Origin of the sequence: Anaerotruncus sp. 1XD42-93 (assembly GCF_009917605.1) — a bacterium.
Lineage (GTDB): Bacteria > Bacillota > Clostridia > Oscillospirales > Ruminococcaceae > Anaerotruncus.
In genome coordinates this window covers 15,444-39,109 of the sequence record NZ_QZEG01000004.1, presented here as the reverse complement: position 1 = coordinate 39,109, position 23,666 = coordinate 15,444, and the positions used below count along the sequence as shown (strand labels likewise).

Here is a 23,666-nt window from a genome sequence, read left to right as displayed (position 1 = left end):
GAACCCATTCTGCGTCTTTCCAATTACTCGATTATAGCACAAAAATCCTGGCCCGGCAACATTGGCCCTGCTCCCCGTCTGCGGCATCCAGAGCCGCAGGAGAATTCCTTATTTGCAGGGAAAGTGAGTGCATATCGTGAAAAGAGAACCTTGAACTGCCAGATGCGGGCTTGCTTGCTGCCTGTGTTCAGAAAATATAAAATGCTGTGGCTGCCATTCAGATTTATCAAAGACTGGAAAACGCTGAATTCTGCTTTGTTAAGCAGTGGGCCACAATGGGCAATTACCTGTTGTGGCCCTTTTTGGTGAAGGGCTTGAAGAACCCGGTATCAACGGCATAAAAGGAAGCCGAGAGGCGCTGCAGAGCATATCACCAGAGCCCTCCAGCCCCCTTGATAAGCCCTCGAATGCAAAATGCAGGATACCGATGTAAATCTTGCGAAATCCAGAAAAAGATGCTCTTTTTTCGTACCAATTATATTGCATTTTGCCTTATTTTCGTGTACAATAACAAAGGTGTCTCTGATGGAGACCCTCTCCTTTCTAAAGGATGGCTACAAAAATACATCTTCAAACGGTGCAAAACAGGTGGTGATAAGCATGAACCAGAATACGGTGCAGACGATCCGGGATGCAGAGCTTGCAGCGGAAGAAACCGCTAAAAAAGCGGCTCTTGAGCGGGAATCTATCCTTGCCAAGGCCAAGAGCGACTGTGCACAGTCGGCCTCCAAAATGATCAGTGACGCCAAAGCGCGTGCCGCCCTCGAGGTTGAACAGGCGCGCCTGCTCGGTGAAGGCCTCCAGAAAGAGGCGCTCACAGCGGCGGAGTCGAAGATTGACGGCTTGCGCGCACAGGCGCAGTCCAGACGGAAAGAGGCGCTCAACCTGATCCTCTCCGAACTGGTCTAGGCGGGTTTTGACAGCCCGCTGATCCCATCTAAAAAGGAGGTATCGTTTTATGGCGGTATTGCAGATGCAACGCATCAGCATATGCGCGCTCAAAAAGGATCGTAAACAGATTCTGGAACTCCTGCAGCGGCGCGGCGCGGTCGAATTGACCGATCTGCCCTTGCAGGACCAGGTATTCGGCAAGCCGGACACGCAGGAGCAGAAGTCGCTGTTTGAAAAAGCGGCTTCCACCGCCAGCCAGGCTGTCGAGGTGCTCAACGAGTATGTCCCGGAAAAGTCCTCGATGTTTGCCATGTTCGAAGGCAGGCGCGCGATCTCCGCAAAAGAATACGACGCGCTCTGCGGCAAACGGGATGAAATTTCCGAAACAGCATCCCATCTGGTTTCCCTCTCGAAAAAAATCGCGGAAAACCGCGCGGAGCTGGTTAAGCTCCAGACCCAGCTCGATCAGCTTGCGCCGTGGGCGGGCCTCGATGTCTCGATGCGGTTCACCGGAACCCGTACCACCGCGGCGTTTATCGGCTCGTTTGCCGAACCGCTCACCCTTGAGGAGCTATACCGGCGGATTGCCGAGCTTGCCCCCGAGGTGCAGGCGGTCAACATCGACCTGATCAGCCAGTCGAACGAACAGACCTGCATCATGGCGGTCGTCCCCCGCGGCGATGCGCCCGCCCTGGAGGAGGCGCTCCGTTCGATGGGCTTCATGCGTCCCCCATCCCCGTCCAAGCTCCCGCCTTCCGAGCAGATCGGCATCCTTTCTCAACAGGCCAAGGAGGCTGAGGTGGCGGTGCAGAGCGCACAGGCCGAGATCGCCTCACAGGCCAAGGCGCGGGAATCCCTGCTCTTCCTCTCCGATTATTATACGATGCGTGCCGAACGGTATCAGGCGATCGGATGCCTGTCCCAGTCGCGCAGCACCTTCCTGCTGACCGGGTATATCCCCAAACCGGACGCTGCTGCGCTCGAAGCTGCGCTTACCAGCCGGTTTGACCTCGCGGTCGAGCTGGAAGATCCGGGTGAGGAAGAGGAAGTCCCCTGCGCACTGCGCAACAACGGGTTCGCGGAGCCGGTCGAAGGGGTGCTCGAGTCGTATGGGTTGCCGCTGCGCAGCGAGATCGACCCGACGCCGATCATGGCCTGCTTTTATTATTTCCTCTTCGGCCTGATGTTCTCGGACTTCGGCTATGGCGCGCTGCTCTGCATCGGCACCGGTCTGGTCCTGCTCGAGTTCAAAAATATCGAACCGGGCCTGCGCAAGATGGTCAAGATGTTCTTCTTCTGCGGTATCTCGACCGCTGCATGGGGCATCGTGTTCAGCAGTTATTTCGGCGACGTGGTCAACGTCGTTTCCCGCACCTTCCTCGGGCATGAGGTCAGCATTCCGCCGCTCTGGTTCCTGCCCCTCAACGACCCGATGAAGCTGCTCGTCTTTTCGATGGCAGTCGGCGTTGTCCACCTGTTTACCGGCCTGGGCATCCAGCTTTACCTGCACATCAAGCACAGGGATTACAAAAGCGCGCTCTGCAAGGTGATTTTCTGGTATATGCTCGTCGGCGGGCTGATCGTTTTCGGGCTTTCGACCGATATGCTGGTCAGTGTTTTGCAGCTTCCGTTCGCTGTCCCTGCTGGCATTGGCAGCGTGTTCGGATGGGTCGCCGCAGCCGGCGCGGTGGGGATCGTGTTCACCAACGGAGACAGCGCCAACCCGGCTGTCCGGTTTGCGCAGGGGCTTTACGAGCTCTATAACGTCACCGGCTACCTCAGCGACATCCTCTCCTACTCCCGTCTGCTCGCGCTCGGCCTCGCAACCGGCGTTGTCGGCTCGGTTATCAACCAGATGGGTTCCATGGGAGGCAAAACCGTTCCCGGCGTGATCCTCTTTGTGCTCGTCTTCCTAGTCGGGCATATCCTCAATTTCGGTATCGAACTGCTGGGCGCGTATGTCCACTGCAACCGCCTGCAGTTTGTCGAGTTCTTCGGTAAGTTTTATGAGGGCGGCAGCCGTCCGTTTTCACCGTTTGCTGCCCATACCAAATATTTCAAATTTAAGGAGGAAAACTAATCATGATGGCTAATATGGGAATTGCATTTGCGATACTGGGCGCGGCGCTCGCCGCCTGTCTTGCGGGCGCAGGCTCCGCGATCGGAGTCGGCATTGCCGGCCAGGCTGCCGCCGGTGTTACCACCGAGGACCCCGCGAAATTCTCCAAGGTTCTGATCCTTCAGCTGCTCCCGGGCACCCAGGGCATCTACGGCCTGCTGATCGCGTTCCTCTGCCTGTCGAACGTCGGCGTTATCGGCACCCCGGTCGAGATCTCGCTCGCCAAGGGCGTCATGTACTTCTTCGCCTGCCTGCCGATGGCAATCGCCGGCCTGATGTCCGCGATCTATCAGGGCAAGGCATCCGTCTCCTGTATCAGCATGGTTGCAAAGCGCCCGGACCAGTTCGGTAAGGCGATGATCTTCCCGGCAATGGTCGAGACCTACGCGATCCTTGCCCTGCTGATCTCCCTGCTCGCCATCAGCGGCGTTGGCGCGATCAACATTTAAGCGGAATCGGTTCCGTACTTACAAAGTTTAGGAGGATTCTGCGATGACAGGATTAGAAAAAATCGTAAAGCAGATCCGGGACGAAGCTGCCCAGTCGGCCAGCGAGGTCATCGCACAGGCGAAAGAAGAGGCTGCTGCATATACCGCCGAGGCCCAGAAACAGGCCAAGGCGGACTGTGCTGCGATTGCGGCGCAGGCGAAAACAGCGGCGGAAGCCGCTTCCGCCGCGGCAAAATCCGCTGCTGACCTTGCGGTGCGCCGGGAGGTTCTCGCCGCAAAACAGCGGATCATCTCCGAGGTGATCGCGGATGCGCAGCAGTCGATCCGTTCGCTGCCCGACAAGGAGTATTTCGACCTGATTCTCAAGATGGCCGGTAAATTTTCGTTGCCGCAGGAAGGGGAAATCGCTTTCTCCGCCGCTGACCTGGGCCGCCTGCCCGAGGGTTTTTCGGAGACGCTCTCCAAGGCCGCGAAAGGCCCCCTTTCGATCTCCGCCAATCCCTGCACCATCGACGGCGGCTTTGTGCTGACCTACGGCGGCGTCGAAGAGAACTGTTCGCTCGAGGCGCTGTTCTATGCGGCGCGTGAGTCGCTTCAGGATAAGGTGCATGCCCTTTTGTTCGCATGACGCGCGTGCAGTCCGGTAAAAGGAGGTCAAGAAATGTCTGAATCATATACCTATGCGGTCGCACGCATCCGCGCAAACGAGCTTGCACTCTTCAACGACCAGGCGATCGAGCAGCTTCTCGCCGCCAAAAGCTATGAGGAATGCATCCGGCTGCTGCAGGACAAAGGCTGGGGCGGGATGGAAGCCAACCCCACCGCCGAAGGCCTGCTTGCCGAAGAGCGGGAAAAGACCTGGGCGCTGATGCGCGAGCTGGTGCCCGACCTCTCGGTTTTTGACGTATTCCTCTACACCAACGATTACCACAACCTGAAAGCCGCAATCAAGCTGGTCTGTACCGGCTCGGAGGACTTCGGGCTGTTCATCTCACATGGCACGATCGACCATCGGGAACTGCTGCACGCGGTGCAGGAGCGGGACTGGGGTTCCCTGCCCGACTCAATGCGCGGCCCTGCGGAGGAGGCTTATACCGCGCTCGCCCAGACCCGCGACGGGCAGCTGTGCGACATCATCCTCGACCGCGCGGCGCTTGATGCGGTCTATGCAGCGGGCAAAGCCTCGCGTGACGAGCTGGTCCGCAGGTATGCGGAGCTGACCGTCGCCGCCGCTGACATCAAAACAGCGGTGCGGTGCGCACGCACCGGCAAGCCGATGGATTTCATCCGCCGCGCGCTGGCCGAGTGCGATTCTCTGAGTGTCTCCCGGCTCGCGAAAGCGGCCGCCGAAGGGCTGGATTCGATCTGCGACCTGCTCTCGACAACCGACTACGCGGACGCGGTCGAGGTGCTGCGGCAGTCCCCGTCCGCATTTGAGCGGTGGTGCGATAACCTCATCATCCGTTATATCCGTCCCCAGCAGTTCCAGAGCTTCGGCATCGGGCCGCTGGCGGCCTACATCCTTGGGCGCGAAAACGAAATCAAATCGGTTCGGATCATCCTTTCGGGCAAGCTCAACCAGCTTTCCGACCAGTCGATCCGGGAAAGGGTAAGGGAGATGTATGTATAGGACAGCAGTCATGGGGGACCGCGACAGCATCTACGGCTTCGCCGCGCTCGGGCTGGATACCTTCCCTGTCACCGACCCGGCAGAGGCTTCCAAAAAGCTCCGCCAGCTCGCCGAAGGGGAGTATGCGGTCGTCTATATCACCGAAGCACTCGCGGCACAGATCCAAGCCGAGATCGACCGCTACCGCCTGGCCCCGCTCCCCGCGATCATCCCGATCCCCGGCGTCTCGGGCAACACCGGCATGGGGATCCTCAATGTCAAAAAATCCGTGGAGCAGGCGGTCGGCTCCGATATTATCTTCAACGGCAACTAATAGATAGTAGGTGAATGCATAAAATGAGCAAAGGTACGATCAAAAAAGTAGCCGGCCCGCTGGTTATCGCCGAGGGGATGCGCGATGCGAACATGTTCGACGTCGTGCGCGTCAGCGACCAGCGCCTGATCGGTGAGATCATCGAGATCCACGGCGACCAGGCTTCGGTGCAGGTCTACGAAGAGACCTCCGGCCTCGGCCCGGGCGCACCGGTGGAGTCCACCGGCGTCCCGATGAGCGTTGAGCTTGGCCCCGGCCTGATCTCGAATATCTATGACGGCATCCAGCGTCCGCTTGAGGCGATCATGGCCAAGAGCGGCAACTCCCTTGAGCGCGGCGTTGAGGTTCCCTCGCTCGACCGCGATAAGAAATGGCATTTCACCCCGGTGATGGCTGCTGGGGACCCGGTCGTGGGCGGCGATGTAATCGGTACGGTGCAGGAAACCGAAGTGGTTCTGCACAAGATCATGGCGCCGGCCGGGATCGTCGGCAAGCTGAAGTCGATCACCGAGGGGGATTACACCATCTCGGAGACGGTCGCGGTTATTGAGACCGAAAACGGTTCCGAACAGGCACTTACCCTGATGCAGAAATGGCCGGTCCGCGTCGGGCGGCCCTACAAGCAGAAGCTCTCCCCGGATAAACCGCTGGTCACCGGTCAGCGGGTCATCGACACCCTGTTCCCCATCGCCAAAGGCGGTGTTGCGGCGGTCCCCGGCCCGTTCGGTTCGGGCAAGACGGTCGTACAGCATCAGCTCGCCAAGTGGGCGGACGCGGACATCGTTGTGTACATCGGCTGCGGTGAGCGCGGCAACGAGATGACCGACGTTCTGAACGAGTTCCCCGAGCTGAAAGACCCGAAAACCGGCCGTTCGCTGATGGAGCGCACCGTCCTGATCGCAAACACCTCGGATATGCCGGTTGCGGCGCGTGAGGCGTCGATCTATACCGGTATCACGATCGCCGAATATTTCCGCGACATGGGCTATTCGGTCGCGCTGATGGCCGATTCGACCTCCCGTTGGGCGGAAGCGCTGCGCGAGATGTCCGGACGCCTCGAGGAGATGCCCGGTGAAGAGGGTTACCCCGCTTACCTCGGCAGCCGTCTGGCGCAGTTCTATGAGCGTGCCGGGCGCGTGGTTGCACTCGGCGCGGATGGGCGCGAAGGCGCGCTCTCGGTGATCGGCGCGGTTTCCCCTGCGGGCGGCGACATCTCCGAGCCGGTCACACAGGCAACCCTGCGGATCGTCAAGGTGTTCTGGAGCCTCGACGCCCAGCTCGCCTATCGCCGCCACTTCCCCGCGATCAACTGGCTGACCAGTTATTCGCTCTACACCGATTCGATGTCCAAATGGTTCAACGGGCATGTCCAGCCCGACTGGATGGAGCTGCGCGCCCGGATCATGCGGCTTTTGCAGGACGAATCCGAACTGGATGAGATCGTCAAGCTGGTCGGTATGGACGCGCTCTCCGCGCCCGACCGTCTCAAACTCGAAGCCGCCCGCTCAATCCGCGAGGACTTCCTGCATCAGGATGCGTTCCACGAGGTTGACACCTTCACCCCGCTTCAGAAACAGTATATCATGATGGAGCTGGTGCTGGCGTTCTATGACCGTTCGGTTGCTGCGCTCGAAAAAGGCGCGCCGATCGACGACCTGGTCAAGATGCCGGTCCGCGAGCGGATCGGCCGCTACAAATATACCCCTGCCGAGCAGCTGGAGGCCGAATATAACGCGGTCTTTAAAGCCCTCGAGCAGGAGATCGAAGAGATTGTATCACGGAAGGAGGAATTCTGATGCCGAAGGAATACCGCACAATCCAGGAGGTCGCAGGCCCCCTGATGCTGGTGCGCGGCGTCGAAAACGTCACCTACGACGAGCTGGGTGAAATCGAGCTTGCTTCCGGTGAAAAACGCCGCTGCAAGGTGCTTGAGATCGACGGCAGCAATGCGCTGGTTCAGCTCTTTGAAAGCTCGACCGGTATCAACCTCTCCAATTCCAAGGTCCGCTTCCTCGGGCGGAGCATGGAGCTTGGCGTTTCGGAGGATATGCTCTCCCGCGTGTTCGACGGGCTGGGGCGCCCGATCGACGGCGGCCCCGAAATCCTGCCCGACAAGCGGGTGGACATCAACGGCCTGCCGATGAACCCCGCTGCGCGCAACTATCCGCAGGAGTTCATCCAGACCGGCGTTTCAGCAATTGACGGGCTGAATACCCTTGTCCGCGGCCAGAAGCTGCCGATCTTCTCGGCATCCGGTCTGCCCCACGCCAACCTCGCCGCACAGATCGCGCGGCAGGCGAAGGTGCGCGGAACCTCTGAGCCGTTCGCGGTTGTCTTTGCCGCAATGGGCATCACTTTCGAGGAATCCAACTTCTTCATCGAGAGTTTCCGTGAGACCGGCGCGCTCGACCGTACCGTCCTGTTCATCAACCTCGCGAATGACCCGGCGGTTGAGCGTATTGCGACCCCGCGTATGGCGCTGACTGCTGCCGAGTACCTCGCATTTGAAAAGAACATGCACGTCCTGGTCATCCTCACCGACATCACCAACTATGCGGATGCGCTGCGTGAGGTTTCAGCCGCCCGTAAAGAGGTCCCCGGACGCCGCGGTTATCCCGGCTACATGTATACCGACCTCGCCTCGCTGTACGAGCGTGCAGGGCGGCAGAAGGGCAAAAACGGTTCGATCACGATGATCCCGATCCTGACCATGCCGGAAGACGACAAAACCCATCCGATCCCTGACCTGACCGGTTACATCACCGAAGGCCAGATCATCCTTTCGCGTGACCTCTACCGCAAAAATATTGCGCCGCCGATCGACGTGCTGCCCTCCCTGTCCCGCCTGAAGGACAAGGGAATCGGTGCGGGCAAGACCCGCGCCGACCATGCCAACACCATGAACCAGCTGTTCGCCGCCTATGCCCGCGGCAAAGAGGCGAAAGAACTCATGGTCATCCTCGGCGAGGCTGCACTGACCGATATCGACAAGCTGTATGCGCAGTTTGCCGACGCATTTGAAAACGAGTATGTCTCGCAGGGCTACGACGCCAACCGCGACATTGAGGAAACCCTCGCGATCGGCTGGAAGCTGCTCAACATCCTGCCCCGCAGCGAGCTGAAACGAATCAAGGACGAGTTCCTCGACGAATACTACGGAAAGTAAGGGGTGAGCTGTCATGGCGAAACAACAGGTAAACCCCACCCGTATGGAGCTGACCCGCCTCAAGCGGAAACTGGCGACCACCACCCGCGGCCACAAGCTGCTCAAGGATAAGCGTGACGAGCTGATGCGGCAGTTTCTCGATCTCGTGCGGGAGAATAAAGCACTGCGCGAAAAGGTGGAAGCGGGCATCGCTGCTGCCAACAAAAATTTCGTGCTCGCCCGCGCAGGGATGGCCGACGAGGTGCTCAATGTCGCGATGATGGCGCCGATGCAGGAGGTCTATCTTGAGACCTCCCACCGCAATGTCATGAGCGTGGACATCCCGGTCTTTGAGTATAAGACGCGCACCTCGGATGCAAACAACATCTATTCCTATGGCTACGCTTTCACTTCGAGTGATCTCGACGACGCGGTAAAGTCGCTGGCGGACATCCTGCCTGATATGCTCCGTCTCGCCGAGTGCGAAAAGTCCTGCCAGCTCATGGCTGCGGAGATCGAAAAAACCCGCCGGCGCGTCAATGCGCTCGAACATGTCATGATCCCTGAAACGCAGGAGAACATCAAGTACATCACGATGAAGCTGGACGAGAGCGAACGCTCTACCCAGATCCGTCTGATGAAGGTCAAGGATATGCTGCTTGAGCAGGCGCACCATTACAAAGAACGGCAGGAAAAGACCCCTGCTTAAACACAAACAGGCATCCCGTTTCCGGGATGCCTGTTTTGTACTTCTACCGTTTTATGCAATCTGTCAAAGGCAGCCCCTCGGGCAGAAACCAGAACATCCGCCGTAATACCACCTCTGGCTCTCTTACCAGCCCATCATCATACGCCCCTCCCCGGCCTGAGAAATCCTCTCTGTTTTAAACTCTAAAGCTTTACTCGATTTTTTTCAAAAAATCGTGGGATCGAGGGGCAGAACCCCCGCCGCCGTACGCGCTGTGTGCCCCCGGCGCTTGCGCTTTCTATCCAGATTGGATATAATAGACAAAGTATCTGCGCAGGGGAGGCTTCGATATGTACCAATGGAAAAAGAACTTTTTTATAATCTGGTCCGGACAGGCGGTTTCCCAGCTTTCCAGCTCGATCCTGCAATTTGCGATCGTCTGGTATCTCACCGAAAAAACCGGTTCCGCATTAGTCCTCTCCGCTGCAATGCTCGCCGGGTTTCTTCCACAAGCGGTGCTCGGCCCATTCATCGGGGTTTACATCGACCGCTACAGCCGCAAAAAAATTATGATCGTTTCCGACCTGCTGATCGCACTCGCAAGCCTCCTGCTGGTTGCCGCCGGATTGGGCGGAAGAGCGCTCCCCGTCTGGCTGATCCTCTCGGTCCTGCTCGCCCGGTCGGTCGGGTCGGCATTCCACAACCCGTCGCTTCAGGCGGTCACCCCACAGATCGTCCCGGCGGATCAGCTCACCCGCTGCGCCGGGTATTCCCAGTCGCTGCAATCGGTTTCGCAGATTCTCAGCCCTGCGTTGGCAGCGGTCATTTACAGCGTCTGGAGCTTGAGCAGCATTGTTTTTCTTGATGTAATCGGTGCGTTGGCAGCGGTCTGCACCCTCTGTATCTGCCATATCTCTCCTCTGCCCGCCCGCTCCGAAACAGCAGAACCCAAAGGGTCGTTTTTGCGGGAAGCCGCTGCCGGATTCCGCATCCTGCGCTCCAACCGCGGCCTCTTTGGGCTGGTGCTGGTCAGCTCACTTTACACCTTCGCGCTGATGCCCACCAGTGCGCTCTTTCCGCTGATGAGTATGTCCTACTTTGGCGGCACCAATGTTCACGCAAGCATTGCGGAGATCGTTTTTTCGATCGGGCTGCTGCTTGGATCGTTAGTCCTCGGGGGCTGGGGCGGCTCCAAAAATAAAATTCGTACCATCCTGTTTTCGTTCCTGCTGATGTCTGCCAGCCTGATTTTTTCCGGCCTGCTCCCGCCCGACGGATTCTGGGCATTTTCTGTCTGCTCGTTCTTTATGGGAGTCTCTGGACCGTTCTACTGGGGGATGTACACCCCTCTGCTCCAGCAGGGATTCGAACAGCAGTATCTCGGCAGAGTTCTCTCGATCTCAAGCAGTGTTCAACTGGTGGTCGCACCGGTCGCTCTGTCGGTTTCAGGCATATTTGCCGAGCTTTGTGGAGTGCAAAACTGGTTTATCGTCGCAGGAGTGCTCACTCTGGCCGCCGCTTCCCTCATTGTCGGGGTTCCATCCATCCGCAGCTGCGACCAGAAGCCCTGACCGCCGCATCTGCCCTTTTTTCCCGGTGTAACGAGGCCGCTTTCCCATCGGGCCAGGATACTATAGGCGGTCCTTAGAACATTCTGATTCGGAACTACTGCCGCCTGAAAGTGGTGTATGAGCGCGTATACGCGAGATTGGACGCGATTGGGTAAGCTCGAGGAGGATGCGCCCATCTACAAAACCCGCCCGGACCCCACCGGGAAAAAAAGGCTCTGTTTCAGGCATTGTGAAAAACACTCGTTTTATGCTATAATATCCACAAAGGCGGGGGCGATGTTGCAGACAGCCTGCAAGATCGTACACCAAAGCTGAAATCGGCTTTGGTACCTGCCGGTTAGGACAGGAGCAAAGCTTTTTCTGGTTTTTTTAACCCGCAGCGGTCTCTCTAAAAAAGGTTGCTGTTTACGGCCTTGCTTCTAGGGTTACATGGTCATTCGGCACACAATGTGCTGGCGGACTTTTGCCCGCCTCTGAAAAGCAGATGCCTGTTTTTCAGTGTCTTGACGATACCACCAGATGAAAAAAAGCAAGGGGGTCTGATTATGTCGTTTGTTGGGTCAATGATGCCGGTGTTCTGGCTGGTTCTCGGAATCGCGATGGCGGTTACCGAGGGGATCACGGTACAGCTCAATGCAATCTGGTTTGCGCTGGGCGCAGTGGTCGCGGCGGTTTCAGCGGCGCTGGGCGCGTCGGTACGCACCCAATGGATTCTATTTGCGGGGGTCTCTCTGGCTGCACTGCTGGCTACCCGTCCATTTGTCCGAAAGGTGGTTAAGACCTGCAAGGAACCGACCAACGCAGACCGCGTAATCGGAAAGACCGGGGTGGTGACCCAGACGGTGGATAACCTTCCCGGAATGGGCCGGGTCTCGGTGCTTGGGATGGACTGGTCCGCCCGCACCCAGGATGGCGAAATCCTCGAAGAGGGGGAACGGGTCCGGGTGCTGGCGATCGAAGGGGTGAAGCTGATCGTTGCAGCCGAAACAGCACAGCATACCCACAAAGGGGCGACATGATGCCCCTTCGCCAAGAGAATTCCGCAGCCTGATTCAGCGTCCAGACGGATACATACAACAGACTGGCATCAGGCAGTTGGAACCCTTCGGGAACTTCTGTTGTAGTGTTTGATAGGCAGTGCCTGTTTTATTTCTAAAAAAGGGGGAATTTCCATGTTTATTTCAACGTCCATGCTTTTAATCCCAATCCTGATCGCGATTGTACTGTTTGTGCTGATCGTCGTGATCTCGAACATCAAGATCGTCCCGCAGGCGAGTGTCTATGTGGTCGAGCGCCTCGGCAGCTATTATGCCACCTGGGAGACCGGGCTGCATGTCAAGGTGCCGTTCATCGACCGGATTGCCAAAAAGATGTCCATGAAGGAACAGGTAGTCGACTTCGCGCCCCAGCCGGTAATCACCAAGGACAATGTTACCATGCAGATTGATACGGTTGTCTTTTATCAGGTGACCGATGCCAAGCTCTACACCTACGGGGTCGAGCGCCCGATGTCGGCGATCGAAAACCTGACCGCAACCACCCTGCGCAACATCATCGGCGAGATGGAGCTGGACAGCACCCTGACTTCCCGTGATGTCATCAACTCCAAGATCACCGCGACGCTGGATGTCGCAACCGACAAATGGGGGATCAAGGTCAACCGGGTCGAGCTGAAAAATATCCTGCCGCCGCGCGAGATCCAGGACGCGATGGAAAAACAGATGAAGGCCGAGCGCGAACGCCGCGAATCCATCCTGCGTGCAGAGGGCGAAAAACACAGCCAGATCCTTGTGGCCGAGGGTGAAAAGGAGTCCGCGATTCTGCGCGCGGAAGCGGAGAAAGAATCCGCGATCCTGCGTGCAGAGGGTGTCCGCGAGCAGAAGATCCGTGAAGCGCAAGGTGAAGCGGAAGCGATCCAGATGGTGCAGCGCGCCTATGCGGATGCACTCAAGATGCTGAACGAAGCCGATCCGACCGACCGGGTCATCCAGATCAAAAGCCTGGAGGCGTTTGCAAAGGCGGCAGATGGCAAGGCAACTAAGATCATCATTCCAAGTGAAATCCAGTCCTTAGCAGGGATGGTCACTTCGCTGAAAGAGATCGCCGGCGGGAAATAAAGAGGATCACAAAGAGGGCGCCGCATTTGCGGCGCCCTCTCTGGCGCGGGAAAGCCGGATCACCGGCAGGCGGCAGCTTCCATCAGGGTACGGGTGTAGGAGGGCAGGACCTGTTCCCCCGGACGGACGGTCAGAAACGCATCCGTGTCCCAGTCCCCGGCGAGCATCCGTTCAATCAAGGAGAGGTCGGTTTCGGCCTCGAAAAAGTCCCAGCCGTACCGTTTGGCGGCGGCCTGTGCTTCTACTGAAGTGTCCCGCAGGCCAAGCTGGGTATCCGCAAGATAGCACAGACAGGAGTACGCTTCCTGCGCGTCGGAACCGAGCAGCGCGGCAAGGCCGGCGGTCTGCCAGCAGATGCCGCCCTGATAGCGCTCAAACAGGCTGCGGTACCGGTCTGCACCGCCGAGCAGGAGCGCCACGCAGTTATGTACCCGGGGCAGGACCAGCGGGATGCTGCCCGCCCGAAGCCCGGTTTCCCCAAGGATGGCCGCGCCATCCGGAAGCAGGATCGCGTCACAGCCTGTAACACGGGCGAGCTGTTGTTCCAGCAGCTCCAGAGCAGGCATCTCCTCTTCAAAACAGAGGAGTTCCACCTCGTGGGGGGATGCGGGGAGCAGCCGTTCGAAAAAGGGCCGGAGTGGAAGCGAGGTTGACAAGAGAATCTTCATCGGTTGTTCACATCCAATTCAATAATACTATCTTGAGTTTATCCCATTCCGGGCCGATCTTCAATGCAAAGAATTTGGTAAAAATCCGAGAGGTGTTTTCCCAGGGCAGATGTGGTATGCTAGGAGCAACCCATCTGGAAGCAGCTCAAACGATTGGGGAGTAAAAAATCCTCCCCGGAAATGGAGTTCCGCATGATCGAAACAACAGAAAATAAACCACAGCGGGTGGTTCTGATCGCCGCAGACACCGGGGAATTTGACCTGGAGGTCTCGCTCGCCGAGCTGGAGGAGCTTGCGGCGACCGCGGGGGCTGAAGTTGTGGCAAAGATGACCCAGAAGCGCGCAGCTTTTGAAGCAGCTACGGTGATCGGCAAAGGGCGGCTGGAGGAGGCCGCAGCATTCTGCAAAGACCATCAGATCGACCTGCTGATCTTTGACCATGAGCTTTCTCCCGCGCAGGTCCGCAATATCGAGCAGCTCTGCGACATCGCGGTGATCGACCGCACAGCGCTGATCCTCGATATTTTTGCCCAGCGCGCAGTCACCGCAGAAGGGAAATTACAGGTCGAGCTGGCGCAGCTCAGATACCAGCTCCCACGCCTGGCTGGGCTTGGCAGCGTGCTTTCCCGGCTGGGCGGCGGGATCGGCACCCGCGGCCCGGGCGAAAGCCAGCTCGAGACCGACCGACGGCATATCCGGCGCAGGATTACCGCATTGCAGGAACAGCTTGCAGAGCTGGAAAAGCGTCGCGGACTGCTGCGCAGCCGCCGCAAAAAGGACGGTGTGACCACTGTGGCGATCGTAGGTTATACCAATGTGGGGAAAAGTACGCTGCTCAATGCGCTGACCGATGCAGGCGTGCTCGCCGAGAACAAGCTGTTCGCAACGCTGGACCCCACTTCGCGGGCACTGACCCTGCCGGATGGCAGGACCGTTATGCTGGTCGATACGGTGGGATTGGTGCGGCGGCTGCCGCATCATCTGGTGGAAGCATTCAAATCGACACTGGAGGAAGCCGCCGGCGCAGACCTGCTTTGGAACGTCTGCGACATCTCCTCCGGGGAAGCGGACGAACAGATCGCGGTCACCAAAAAGCTGATGCAGGAGCTTGGCGCGCAGGAGATACCGATGCTCACCGTGTTGAACAAATGCGACCTGGTATCCGAAGCGCCCCTGCCGATTAACGATCAGACCGCGCTGATCTCGGCCCGGACCGGGTTCGGCTTCGATGCGCTTCTGCAAAAAACCGCCAAAGCCCTTGCACCGACGCATAAACGGCTCACGCTTCTGATCCCGTACAGCAAAACCGGGCTTATCAATGAGATTATGCAGGAAGGGAAGGTTTTTTCCCAGGCGTATGAAGCCGATGGCACCCTGGTGGATGCATTGGTCGATTGCAAGCTGCTGCATAAAGTGGCGGAATATGCGCAGCATCAGCAGCACACTTGAAACAGACAGAGGTTCACAGAATAGAAGCCCCTGAAACAGGAACAAAAACACCCCCTGCCGCATCTGGCTCGCAGCAGGGGGTGTTTGAATCCACAGTCCGGAAAAGAGAAGGGCAGGCCATTTCCCGCCGGTTTTTCGACCGGTTATGTAGCCGATGAGGCTGGCTGGTCGAGAATCCCCATCAGGAGGTCCACACAGGCGGTCAGCGAGTAAACGAAGTCCACCCCATAGGAAGGGGCTATCTGGCGGTACTGGTCATGCAGCTCGTTGATCTGCTCATAGAGTGCCGCTGAATGGTCGAGTTCTGCGGCATTGGCAATCAGGTCGACTGCATGCAGCATCTCCTTGCGGCGGTACCCGTACAGCTGCATCAGCAGTTCATACCGGAGATGCCCCACCTTGCTCCCGCTGAAATATTCGGCGTGTGCATAGCAGAAAAAGTCCGACATGAAATGGCAGAGGATGCCAAGCTGACGGCTGTATTCCTTGACGCTCATCCGCTCGCCCTCTTTGGAAAGATGCTCCGCGCGCGCCATCACGAGGTCATAGATGTCCTTTTTGAAGTGGGAAAGCCTGAACAGGCTTGGGGCGACGTCCGGAAGCATGTTCCAGCTTACAAAGCTGACCTTATCCAGCTCTACACCGAGGTTTTCGGTAAAATAAGCGTAGAGGTACCGCCCCATGGTGAGATGTGAAAATACGTTCAATCCAACACACAGCTTTCTGTTCAAAATTTGTAAGAACCCGCCTGCTGAATCCCCTCACGCAGGCTGATCCGCCCCCTGCGATACAGGATATGCAGGCAGACCGCAGCTGTCAGTGCATAGACAGCAAGGTTCGCCCACGAAAACTGTTCGACGAGATCGCCGAACCAGAGCGTCCAGGCCTTTGGCGGGTCGCCTGCAAACGCCTCTTCCAGCACAAGGAAATGGTTAAAAAAGGTGATTGCCGTCAACGCGGCGTATCCCCAGAAAAGCGGATAGCTCCTGTGTACAACGCTCGCCAGAAGTGCGAACAACAGCACCGGTATCTGATACCGCTCATGCATCCGGGCGGTGAACAGGAATACCGTCTGCATAAACCAGAACCCCAGCAGCCAGACGCTTTTTTCGGTCGCGGTCAGGTAGAAGTAAGCCAACAGAAGCAGCGCGGCGGCTGTGGCACAGGCGGAAAATCCGCCGACAGTGAGCGGCCCAACCAGAGTGGTTGCAACGCTGGCATAGTTCAGCCCTTCCGCACTGTAAAGGTTGAATGCGTTGAGCGATGCCCCTGGATACTGTGCAAATCCGCCGAAGTAAACGCGAAACGGAAGACCCCAGCCTGAGCGGAGCATGAAAGGCAGGAATACCGCAAATGCGGTTGCCACGGCTGCACAGCCGCCCAGGGCCGCCCTCCGGAACGGATACCGCGTAAAGAGCACCAACGCAAAAAGCGGCGCAAAATAGAGCGACTGGAACTTCATCAGGCAGGCGAGCGCCATTGTCACGCTGCTCCAGACCGGCCTGCCATTGTCGAGCAGGCTGAATGCGAGCGCGAGCAGGAAGAGCATAATGCTGTCGGTCTGGCCCCAGTAGGCGGAGTTGTAGAGGATGGTCGGGTTGACCGCCCAAAGCGCCGCCCCAAGCAGGCCAAACAGCTCGCCATGCCTGCGCAGAAGAAGATACAGCATGGGGATGAGCGCCAGATCGAAGAGCATCTGCCAGCCCTTGAGAGCAAGCATCGCGTAGGGGTGAAACTCCGAGACCCGCGGGTCGGACATCACCCACCCGGTAAAATAGAGCGGGAAGAGAAACAGCGGCGGATAATCCAGATTTTCGATCCGGTCATATGCGCCGAAAAAATCCTCCAGCACACCGGACGACCAGTCAACATAGTATCCCAAATCGAAATAGTGAACCGCCGTATAGCCGAGGATCAGCCGCACGAGCGCAGCGGAAAGGAGCAATGCCGCCAAAAAGACCCCAGCCTGTTTCCGGGTAAGAGGGATCTGCCATACCATCTGTTTCTCTTTTGCCAATTTTACGATCTCCCAGTTTAAAATCATTCTACCACAAACCATCCGAAATTTACAGAGATGGAGCGATATTTATGTATAGAATTCAAAAAATTTGTGGATTCCATCTAAACGAGATCGGAAAATTTGCAGCAGATTGTGAAAATCCCCTGTTTTTCTCCTATCAGGGAGGAAAGTTCTGCATCTGAAAACAGATTGTCCCGCCCCAGAATTTCCATCATCTCCCTGGAGGCGTCCTCCCGGTCGGAAACACAGTCGGCCATCAGGGCATTTTCTTCCCATCGAAACCCGGTCAACGCAGCGCCGGAACCCTCCGCCGCGTCCAGAAGGGCGCAAAACCGGGCGAAAGCCCCCCGTCCGGACGGGTCGAGGTTTTGGAGGGAATCTGCCATCGAGTCGAAATAGCTGACCAGCAGGGCAGCGGTTTGGGGGTCGGAAAGGAGCTGGGTCAGCCTGCCCTGATCGGATAACTGGGAGAACCTGCCCAGGTCAGCCCCGCCTGTGAGCGACTGCACAAGCTGGGTTTTCAGGATCTGATCCTTCATCTGCTGGACCTGCCATGCGATCAGGCAACCCGCGGCCAGCACCACCACAAGCAGGAGGAATGCGGCAGCCGTTGCCGCACGCCGTCCGCGCACCTCCAGCAGGCGGTACGCGGCCCGCGCAGCTTTTTGCCGGCGGCTCATTCGATCATTCCCTGCTGCTCAAGAAACTCCTCAAGGCAGAGCCCGTTTTCCATAATCTCCTTTGCCGCGTCAATTCCCACATACCGGTAATGCCACGGCTCAAAGTTGATCCGGGTGATCTCGGTTTTATCCGCCGGGTAGCGCAGGATAAACCCGTAGTCCGCCGCGTTTTCAAGCAGCCATTTTGCCGCGTCGGTCTCGGCATACCCATCGTCCAGCCCCTGGTAGGCCGGGGTTACGATGTCTGCGGCAAGCCCGGTCTGATGCTCGCTCCTGCCGGGATAGGCGATCAGCTGCGCGGTAGCCGCGACCGCCTGATCCTGGCTGTAGCCCATCGAAAGATAGGTGTTGACACTGTTGTTAAAGTTGCGCTCCTGCGAGGAATACGGCCGGTAGGCTGAACACACCAGAAGGCTTACCCCCTGTTCCGCCGCGTCCGCGATCATCTGCCGGGCGATCTCGGCAACGCGCACATCCATCCGGTAGCCGTTCTGGACCTCTTCCAACTCGGGCTCGTACTCCCGGATGTCGTGGTCATAGTTGGCAAGGACCAGCGCCCACTCTTCCAGCTCGAGCGGCGGCTCTTCCGGTTCTGAGGACGGCTCTTCCGATGCCGGGGAGGACTCTTCCGGCTCCGGATCCGAAGATAGCTCCTCCGGGACCTCCTCCCACCATTGAGAGCTTACCGGGGCGGCATCCTCCGAGGACTCCGCCTGCACCGGCGCCGCATGGCGCTCTTCGCATCCGCCAAACAGCAGGCAGGCCAGCAGGAGTGCTGCAATCTTTCTCATGTCACTCTCCTTCTTTCTCTGTTTCAAGTATGTTCACCAGGCGGGTCAAATATCCCCGGCCTGATATAAAATCGCGGTGATCGCGGCGAGCGGGGCGGTCTCACACCGCAGGATACGGCTCCCCAGTGAAAGCGGGACAAGGCCGTTTTCTGCCGCAAACGCCGCTTCGGACGGTTCAAACCCGCCTTCGCTCCCGATCAGGATGGAAACCCGGTCCCCAAGATGCCCGGAGAGAACTTCCCGGAGCGGCTGGTCGGCGTTCTCGTAGAAGAAGAGCGCGAGCGGGTCGGCGCGCATCTGCGCGACCGCCTCCCGAAACCCGACCAGCGGCGCAACCTCGGGCACCCGTCCGCGTCCGCACTGTTTGGCTGCTTCGAGCGCAATCCGGTTGTACCGCTCACACTTTTTGCGCATGGATTTGTCGTCCGGACGGGAGACACACCGGTGGGTCAGCACCGGCACGATCCGTCCGACCCCCAATTCAACCGCCTTCTGGACGATCGTTTCCATCTTGTCCCCCTTGGGCAGCGCCTGATAGAGGGTGATCCAGACACCCGGCTCCCCAGCCGATGGCGCAACCTCCTCGACCCGCAGTTCCACCTGTTCCGGGCTGATCCGCTCGATCACGCACTGATAGTCCTGGCCATCCGCGTCGCAGACGGTCAGCCGTTCCCCGGCCTTCATCCGCAAAGCAAGCGCGATATGACGCGCATCCTCCCCCACGATCAGCGCCCGTTCCCGGTTCACCTGGCCTGTAAAAAATCTGGGCATCCCGCCTCCACCGCCTTTCCGATCAGTTTCCGGCGCGGCAGGCGGCAAGCGCAACCCATCCGCCCGATTCTTTCCTGCCAGCCAGTTGGTAACCGGCAGCGGTGAGCGCCTGCATAACGTCCGGCTCCCGCATGTCGATGATCCCCGACGCGATGAATACACCATCCGGCTCGAGGAACCGGTCCAGATCGGGGATCAGCCGGATGATGACATCCGCCACGATGTTGGCGGTCACGACCCGGAACCGTCCGCTGGCTTTGTCCGCGAGGTCGCCCGCAAAGAAGTCCACCCGATCGGAAACGTTGTTTGCCGCGGCATTTTCGTTTGCAACCCGCACCGCAACCTCGTCGATATCCACCCCGACCGCCGCGCCTGCGCCAAGCAGCAGCGCCGAAACTGCGAGGATGCCGCTGCCGGTGCCGACATCGAGCAGCCGGTCACCCGGGCGGACATGCTCTTCGAGCAGCTGCATGCAGAGGCGGGTGGTGTCATGGGTGCCGGTGCCGAACGCCATGCCCGGGTCGATCGTCAGGACGACCTCCCCCTCAACAGGGGAGTAGGTTTCCCACGAGGGGCATACGACCAGACGCTCCCCGACTTTGGTGGGAAAATAGTATTTTTTCCAAGCGGTCGCCCAGTCTTCCTCGTTGACCTGTGCCCGCTCGATCGAAAATCCGATCCGTTCCGACTCGAGCCGCTCCCGCACGAATGAAACCGCCTCTGCCGGGTTTTCCTCGGGAGAGATGTAGAGATGGATGATTGCGTGATCCCGATCGCGGTCGAGCAGCTCCTGTTCGATCAGATCCACATGCGCAATTTTGGGCGCAAGCTCCTCGATGTCGCTGTAATCCTCAATATAAAGGCCGTACGGAACCACCAGATTGGCGATCGCCGCAGCCGTATCCACATCCGCGGTTGCAACCCGAATCTGCACCTCGCTGTACTGCATACCTGTTTCTCCTTCCCTTATTGCAAATCCAAAAGTTTCGCCAGCCTTTTCAAAGGCTGCGGTTTCCAAAGGCAGAGCCTTTGGCCGCTGCGCGCATGCAGCGGAACCCTTTCTCCTGTGAAGCCACTCCCGGCAGCTTTTCCAAGATACAGTATACAACAAAGCCGCCTCTTTTTCAAATCGAAAAAAGAGGCGGCCGGGGTACTGGCTGCTTAGAACCCGTATTCACAACCATTCGCCCGTCCGGCATCCCCTGATGATAAATACAGATTCTTATTTCATTGCGTCCTTGAGCTTGTCGAAAAAGCTGCGGCGCTTTTCGTAGTTTTTCTCGGTTGAAAGCTCCTCAAATTTGCGCAGGGCTTCCTTCTGTTTGCCGGTCAGGTTGCGGGGGACCTCGATATTCACCTTGACGTACTGGTCGCCGCGCCCGCGCCCATTGACATACTGGATACCCTTGTTGCGCAGGCGGAAGACGGTCCCCGACTGGGTCCCCTCCGGGACGGTATATTTGACCTTGCCGTCGATCGTCGGGACGGTGATCTCGTCCCCAAGCACAGCCTGTGAGAAGGTGATGGGGATATCGCACCAGACATCGAACCCATCCCGCTCGAAGAGGGTATCCGGACGCAAAGTGACCATGATGTTCACATCACCGGAAGGCCCGCCATTGACCCCCTGATCGCCCTGCCCGCGCAGAACGAATGTCTGTCCGTCATCAATGCCCGCAGGGACCGAGACTTCAAGTGTGCGGGTATGCCGGACACGCCCCATCCCGCGGCAGTCGGGGCAGGGCTCCTTGATGACCTTGCCTTTGCCCGAGCATTTCGAACAGGTGCGGGTGGTCTGGATCACACCGATTGGCGTCCGCTGGGACACCTTGACCTGGCCTGTACCGCCGCATTCGGTACAGGTTTCTGCGGTCGTACCGCTCTTGGCGCCGCTCCCGCCGCAGACATCGCACTTTTCAAGCCGCTGGACTTGAATCTGCTGTTTGCAGCCCTTGGCCGCTTCCATGAACGACAGCCCAAGCGTCACATTGATGTCGTTGCCCCGGATCGGGCCGTTTGGATTGCGGGTGCGGCTGCTTCCGCCAAAACCGCTGAAGCCGCCGCCAAAAAAGCTCTCAAAAATGTCCCCAACGTCAAAACCGCCGAAACCGCCTCCGCCGTATCCCGCGCCGCCTCCGCCATAGGACGGGTCAACCCCTGCATGGCCGAACTGGTCGTACCGCTGGCGCTTGGCGGGGTCATTCAAAACCTCATACGCCTCGTTGACCTCTTTAAACTTGGTCTCCGCAGTCTTATCCCCCGGGTTCATGTCGGGGTGATACTGCTTTGCAAGTTTGCGGTAAGCCTTTTTCAGGTCGTCCGACGAGGCGTCCTTCGAAACGCCCAAAACTTCATAATAATCCCGTTTATCTGCCAAATCTGTTCACCCCTGTTTGTGTATCTGTTTCATATCGCATTGGCTGTTCCACTGCATCAGGTTAAGGCGGAGGGAGACCCCCGCCTTAACACCTGCCAGCCTATTCTATTACTTTTGGCCGTCCTCGTCAACCTCTTTGAAGTCGGCATCCACATAGTCGCCTGCCTGACCGTTGCTGCCGCCCATGTCCTGTGCGCCCATATCCGGCGCACCCTGCGGGGCCTGCTGCTGGTACATCTTGGCGCTCATCTCGTAGAAATCCTTCTGGAGATCCTCCTGTTTGGACTTGATTTCGTCGGTGTTGGTGCCCTTGAGCGCCTCTTTGAGCGCGTCGATCTTGGACTGTACCTTTGCTTTCTCATCCGCCGACACCTTGTCGCCGAGGTCGGTCAGCGTTTTTTCACACTGGAATACCATGTTGTCAGCCGCGTTGCGGGCGTCAATCTCCTCGCGGCGCTTTTTATCCTCTTCGGCAAACATCTCCGCATCCTTGACTGCCTTGTCGATATCCTCTTTGGACATGTTGGTCGAAGCGGTGATCGTGACGTTCTGCTCCTTGCCGGTGCCGAGGTCCTTCGCGGTGACATGGACAATGCCGTTCGCGTCGATGTCGAAGGTCACTTCAATCTGCGGCACGCCGCGGGGAGCCGCCGGAATACCGTCCAGACGGAACATGCCGATCTGCTTGTTGTCGCGCGCCATCTCGCGCTCGCCCTGCAGGACGTTGATCTCAACCGAGGTCTGCCCATCCGCAGCGGTCGAGAAGATCTGGCTCTTCTTGGTCGGGATGGTGGTGTTGCGCTCGATGATCTTGGTGCAGACGCCGCCGAGGGTCTCGAGGCCGAGGGAGAGCGGGGTGACATCGAGAAGCAGGAGGCCCTTGACATCGCCGCCAAGCACGCCGCCCTGGATCGCGGCACCGATCGAAACGCACTCATCCGGGTTGATCCCCTTGAACGGTTCCTTACCACAGAACGCCTTGACCGCCTCCTGTACCGCCGGGATTCGGGTGGAACCGCCCACCAGCAGGACCTTGTTGAGGTCGGAAACCTTCAGCCCAGAATCCGCCATCGCCTTACGGACCGGGACCATCGTCCGCTCGACGAGATCGGCGGTCAGCTCGTTGAACTTTGCGCGGGAGATGGTCACATCGAGATGCTTCGGACCAGTTGCGTCGGCGGTGATGAACGGCAGGTTGACATTCGCGGTTGTCATGCCGGAGAGCTCAATCTTGGCTTTCTCCGCCGCCTCTTTCAGGCGCTGCATAGCCATCTTATCGTTGCGCAGGTCGATGCCGTTTTCCCGCTTGAACTCGTCCGCGAGGTAGTTGATGACCCGCTCGTCAAAGTCGTCGCCGCCCAGACGGGTGTCGCCGTTGGTCGCGAGAACCTCCTGTACACCGTCGCCCATCTCGATGATCGAAACATCGAAGGTACCGCCGCCGAGGTCGTAGACCATGATCTTCTGATCCTCTTCCTTGTCAACGCCATATGCCAGCGCTGCCGCGGTCGGCTCGTTGATGATGCGTTTGACATCCAGCCCAGCGATCTTGCCCGCGTCCTTGGTCGCCTGACGCTGTGCATCCGAGAAGTATGCCGGGACGGTGATGACCGCTTCGGTGACCTTTTCGCCGAGATAGGCTTCCGCGTCGTCGCGGAGCTTTTGCAGGACCATTGCGGAGATCTCCTGCGGGGTGTAGCTCTTGCCGTCGATGGAGACCTTATAATCGGTGCCCATATGGCGTTTGATCGAGGAGATGGTGCGGTCCGGGTTGGTGATCGCCTGACGTTTTGCGACCTGCCCGACCATCCGCTCGCCGGTTTTGGAGAACGCGACAACCGAAGGGGTTGTCCGCGCGCCCTCAGCGTTTGCGATGACGACCGGCTCGCCGGCCTCGATGACGGATACACAGCTATTTGTTGTACCTAAGTCGATACCAATGATTTTTCCCATGATTCAGTCCTCCATTTATTTCGAAATAATAATC

The 23,666-nt window shown here is 58.4% G+C and carries 22 protein-coding genes; 13 read left to right on the top strand and 9 right to left on the bottom strand.

The window, feature by feature from the left end; translation table 11 throughout:
- Positions 1–600: 600 nt before the first annotated feature.
- The 12 genes from D5269_RS02600 to D5269_RS02545 all read left to right on the top strand — a co-directional run bounded on the left by D5269_RS02600 (position 601) and on the right by D5269_RS02545 (position 12,923).
- A complete protein-coding gene (locus D5269_RS02600) occupies positions 601–909 on the top strand; it encodes a hypothetical protein (protein ID WP_147407906.1) in 309 nt (102 codons plus the stop codon).
- A gap of 49 nt (positions 910–958) precedes the next feature.
- On the top strand, positions 959–2,971 hold the full coding sequence (locus D5269_RS02595) for a V-type ATP synthase subunit I (protein WP_120482855.1): 2,013 nt from the start codon (positions 959–961) through the stop codon (positions 2,969–2,971).
- A gap of 5 nt (positions 2,972–2,976) precedes the next feature.
- A complete protein-coding gene (locus D5269_RS02590) occupies positions 2,977–3,459 on the top strand; it encodes a V-type ATP synthase subunit K (RefSeq protein WP_031219367.1) in 483 nt (160 codons plus the stop codon).
- 43 nt (positions 3,460–3,502) lie between these two features.
- Positions 3,503–4,087, top strand: coding sequence for a V-type ATP synthase subunit E family protein (locus tag D5269_RS02585; protein WP_120482853.1), 585 nt, complete (start codon positions 3,503–3,505; stop codon positions 4,085–4,087).
- Between the two features lie 33 nt (positions 4,088–4,120).
- Positions 4,121–5,089: a V-type ATPase subunit gene (locus D5269_RS02580; protein ID WP_120482851.1), complete on the top strand. Its 969-nt coding sequence runs from the start codon at positions 4,121–4,123 to the stop codon at positions 5,087–5,089.
- Positions 5,082–5,402, top strand: a complete 321-nt coding sequence (locus D5269_RS02575) for a V-type ATP synthase subunit F (protein WP_022788165.1) — start codon at positions 5,082–5,084, stop codon at positions 5,400–5,402. Before D5269_RS02580 ends, D5269_RS02575 begins: the two co-directional genes overlap by 8 nt.
- Positions 5,403–5,425: 23 nt before the next feature.
- Entirely contained in the window at positions 5,426–7,198 is a 1,773-nt protein-coding gene (locus D5269_RS02570) for a V-type ATP synthase subunit A (protein WP_016314773.1), read from the top strand.
- Positions 7,198–8,568 carry a V-type ATP synthase subunit B gene (locus D5269_RS02565; RefSeq protein ID WP_016314772.1) on the top strand — a complete coding sequence of 457 codons (1,371 nt, stop codon included), beginning with the start codon at positions 7,198–7,200 and terminating at the stop codon, positions 8,566–8,568. The genes D5269_RS02570 and D5269_RS02565 overlap by 1 nt, the downstream gene beginning before the upstream one ends.
- Before the next feature lie 13 nt (positions 8,569–8,581).
- Positions 8,582–9,256 (top strand): V-type ATP synthase subunit D, encoded by a 675-nt coding sequence (locus D5269_RS02560; RefSeq protein ID WP_016314771.1) that lies wholly within the window; start codon positions 8,582–8,584, stop codon positions 9,254–9,256.
- A gap of 329 nt (positions 9,257–9,585) precedes the next feature.
- Positions 9,586–10,806, top strand: coding sequence for an MFS transporter (locus D5269_RS02555; protein WP_120482849.1), 1,221 nt, complete (start codon positions 9,586–9,588; stop codon positions 10,804–10,806).
- 545 nt (positions 10,807–11,351) lie between these two features.
- A complete protein-coding gene (locus D5269_RS02550) occupies positions 11,352–11,825 on the top strand; it encodes an NfeD family protein (RefSeq protein WP_120482847.1) in 474 nt (157 codons plus the stop codon).
- Between the two features lie 153 nt (positions 11,826–11,978).
- A complete protein-coding gene (locus D5269_RS02545; protein WP_016314768.1) occupies positions 11,979–12,923 on the top strand; it encodes an SPFH domain-containing protein in 945 nt (314 codons plus the stop codon).
- A gap of 59 nt (positions 12,924–12,982) precedes the next feature.
- On the opposite strand, the gene D5269_RS02540 is transcribed toward D5269_RS02545, so the two are convergent.
- Positions 12,983–13,591 (bottom strand): DUF1638 domain-containing protein, encoded by a 609-nt coding sequence (locus D5269_RS02540; RefSeq protein ID WP_120482845.1) that lies wholly within the window; start codon positions 13,589–13,591, stop codon positions 12,983–12,985.
- Between the two features lie 192 nt (positions 13,592–13,783).
- On the opposite strand from D5269_RS02540, the gene hflX reads away from it, so the two are divergent.
- Positions 13,784–15,040, top strand: a complete 1,257-nt coding sequence (gene hflX / locus D5269_RS02535) for a GTPase HflX (RefSeq protein WP_120482942.1) — start codon at positions 13,784–13,786, stop codon at positions 15,038–15,040.
- Between the two features lie 143 nt (positions 15,041–15,183).
- Here hflX and D5269_RS02530 read toward each other — a convergent pair whose 3' ends face one another.
- The 8 genes from D5269_RS02530 to dnaK form a co-directional block, all read right to left on the bottom strand.
- Entirely contained in the window at positions 15,184–15,771 is a 588-nt protein-coding gene (locus tag D5269_RS02530; RefSeq protein ID WP_016314765.1) for a zinc dependent phospholipase C family protein, read from the bottom strand.
- Positions 15,768–17,057, bottom strand: coding sequence for a glycosyltransferase 87 family protein (locus D5269_RS02525; protein WP_158604828.1), 1,290 nt, complete (start codon positions 17,055–17,057; stop codon positions 15,768–15,770). Before D5269_RS02525 ends, D5269_RS02530 begins: the two co-directional genes overlap by 4 nt.
- Before the next feature lie 104 nt (positions 17,058–17,161).
- A complete protein-coding gene (locus D5269_RS02520) occupies positions 17,162–17,740 on the bottom strand; it encodes a hypothetical protein (RefSeq protein ID WP_016314763.1) in 579 nt (192 codons plus the stop codon).
- The gene (locus D5269_RS02515; protein WP_120482841.1) at positions 17,737–18,531 is read right to left on the bottom strand and encodes a M15 family metallopeptidase; all 795 of its coding nucleotides are present in this window, start codon (positions 18,529–18,531) and stop codon (positions 17,737–17,739) included. Before D5269_RS02515 ends, D5269_RS02520 begins: the two co-directional genes overlap by 4 nt.
- Before the next feature lie 45 nt (positions 18,532–18,576).
- Positions 18,577–19,302 (bottom strand): 16S rRNA (uracil(1498)-N(3))-methyltransferase, encoded by a 726-nt coding sequence (locus D5269_RS02510; protein ID WP_120482839.1) that lies wholly within the window; start codon positions 19,300–19,302, stop codon positions 18,577–18,579.
- Positions 19,303–19,324: 22 nt separating this feature from the next.
- Positions 19,325–20,251 carry a 50S ribosomal protein L11 methyltransferase gene (gene prmA, locus D5269_RS02505; RefSeq protein ID WP_120482940.1) on the bottom strand — a complete coding sequence of 309 codons (927 nt, stop codon included), beginning with the start codon at positions 20,249–20,251 and terminating at the stop codon, positions 19,325–19,327.
- A 273-nt stretch (positions 20,252–20,524) separates the two neighbouring features.
- Positions 20,525–21,679: a molecular chaperone DnaJ gene (gene dnaJ / locus D5269_RS02500; RefSeq protein WP_016314759.1), complete on the bottom strand. Its 1,155-nt coding sequence runs from the start codon at positions 21,677–21,679 to the stop codon at positions 20,525–20,527.
- A gap of 108 nt (positions 21,680–21,787) precedes the next feature.
- Positions 21,788–23,632 (bottom strand): molecular chaperone DnaK, encoded by a 1,845-nt coding sequence (gene dnaK / locus D5269_RS02495; RefSeq protein WP_016314758.1) that lies wholly within the window; start codon positions 23,630–23,632, stop codon positions 21,788–21,790.
- Positions 23,633–23,666 lie beyond the last annotated feature (34 nt).

What these genes read in the sequence shown, in the direction of transcription:
- D5269_RS02520 (WP_016314763.1), bottom strand. Translation starts at nt 17,740, where the DNA reads ATGAGCCGCCGGCAAAAAGCTGCGCGGGCCGCGTACCGCCTGCTGGAG.
- D5269_RS02565 (WP_016314772.1), top strand. Translation starts at nt 7,198, where the DNA reads ATGCCGAAGGAATACCGCACAATCCAGGAGGTCGCAGGCCCCCTGATG.
- D5269_RS02560 (WP_016314771.1), top strand. Translation starts at nt 8,582, where the DNA reads ATGGCGAAACAACAGGTAAACCCCACCCGTATGGAGCTGACCCGCCTC.
- D5269_RS02575 (WP_022788165.1), top strand. Translation starts at nt 5,082, where the DNA reads ATGTATAGGACAGCAGTCATGGGGGACCGCGACAGCATCTACGGCTTC.
- D5269_RS02595 (WP_120482855.1), top strand. Translation starts at nt 959, where the DNA reads ATGGCGGTATTGCAGATGCAACGCATCAGCATATGCGCGCTCAAAAAG.
- D5269_RS02510 (WP_120482839.1), bottom strand. Translation starts at nt 19,302, where the DNA reads ATGCCCAGATTTTTTACAGGCCAGGTGAACCGGGAACGGGCGCTGATC.
- D5269_RS02545 (WP_016314768.1), top strand. Translation starts at nt 11,979, where the DNA reads ATGTTTATTTCAACGTCCATGCTTTTAATCCCAATCCTGATCGCGATT.
- D5269_RS02540 (WP_120482845.1), bottom strand. Translation starts at nt 13,591, where the DNA reads ATGAAGATTCTCTTGTCAACCTCGCTTCCACTCCGGCCCTTTTTCGAA.
- D5269_RS02600 (WP_147407906.1), top strand. Translation starts at nt 601, where the DNA reads ATGAACCAGAATACGGTGCAGACGATCCGGGATGCAGAGCTTGCAGCG.
- D5269_RS02570 (WP_016314773.1), top strand. Translation starts at nt 5,426, where the DNA reads ATGAGCAAAGGTACGATCAAAAAAGTAGCCGGCCCGCTGGTTATCGCC.
- prmA (WP_120482940.1), bottom strand. Translation starts at nt 20,251, where the DNA reads ATGCAGTACAGCGAGGTGCAGATTCGGGTTGCAACCGCGGATGTGGAT.
- hflX (WP_120482942.1), top strand. Translation starts at nt 13,784, where the DNA reads ATGATCGAAACAACAGAAAATAAACCACAGCGGGTGGTTCTGATCGCC.
- D5269_RS02550 (WP_120482847.1), top strand. Translation starts at nt 11,352, where the DNA reads ATGTCGTTTGTTGGGTCAATGATGCCGGTGTTCTGGCTGGTTCTCGGA.
- D5269_RS02585 (WP_120482853.1), top strand. Translation starts at nt 3,503, where the DNA reads ATGACAGGATTAGAAAAAATCGTAAAGCAGATCCGGGACGAAGCTGCC.
- D5269_RS02580 (WP_120482851.1), top strand. Translation starts at nt 4,121, where the DNA reads ATGTCTGAATCATATACCTATGCGGTCGCACGCATCCGCGCAAACGAG.
- D5269_RS02555 (WP_120482849.1), top strand. Translation starts at nt 9,586, where the DNA reads ATGTACCAATGGAAAAAGAACTTTTTTATAATCTGGTCCGGACAGGCG.
- D5269_RS02515 (WP_120482841.1), bottom strand. Translation starts at nt 18,531, where the DNA reads ATGAGAAAGATTGCAGCACTCCTGCTGGCCTGCCTGCTGTTTGGCGGA.
- D5269_RS02590 (WP_031219367.1), top strand. Translation starts at nt 2,977, where the DNA reads ATGGCTAATATGGGAATTGCATTTGCGATACTGGGCGCGGCGCTCGCC.
- dnaK (WP_016314758.1), bottom strand. Translation starts at nt 23,632, where the DNA reads ATGGGAAAAATCATTGGTATCGACTTAGGTACAACAAATAGCTGTGTA.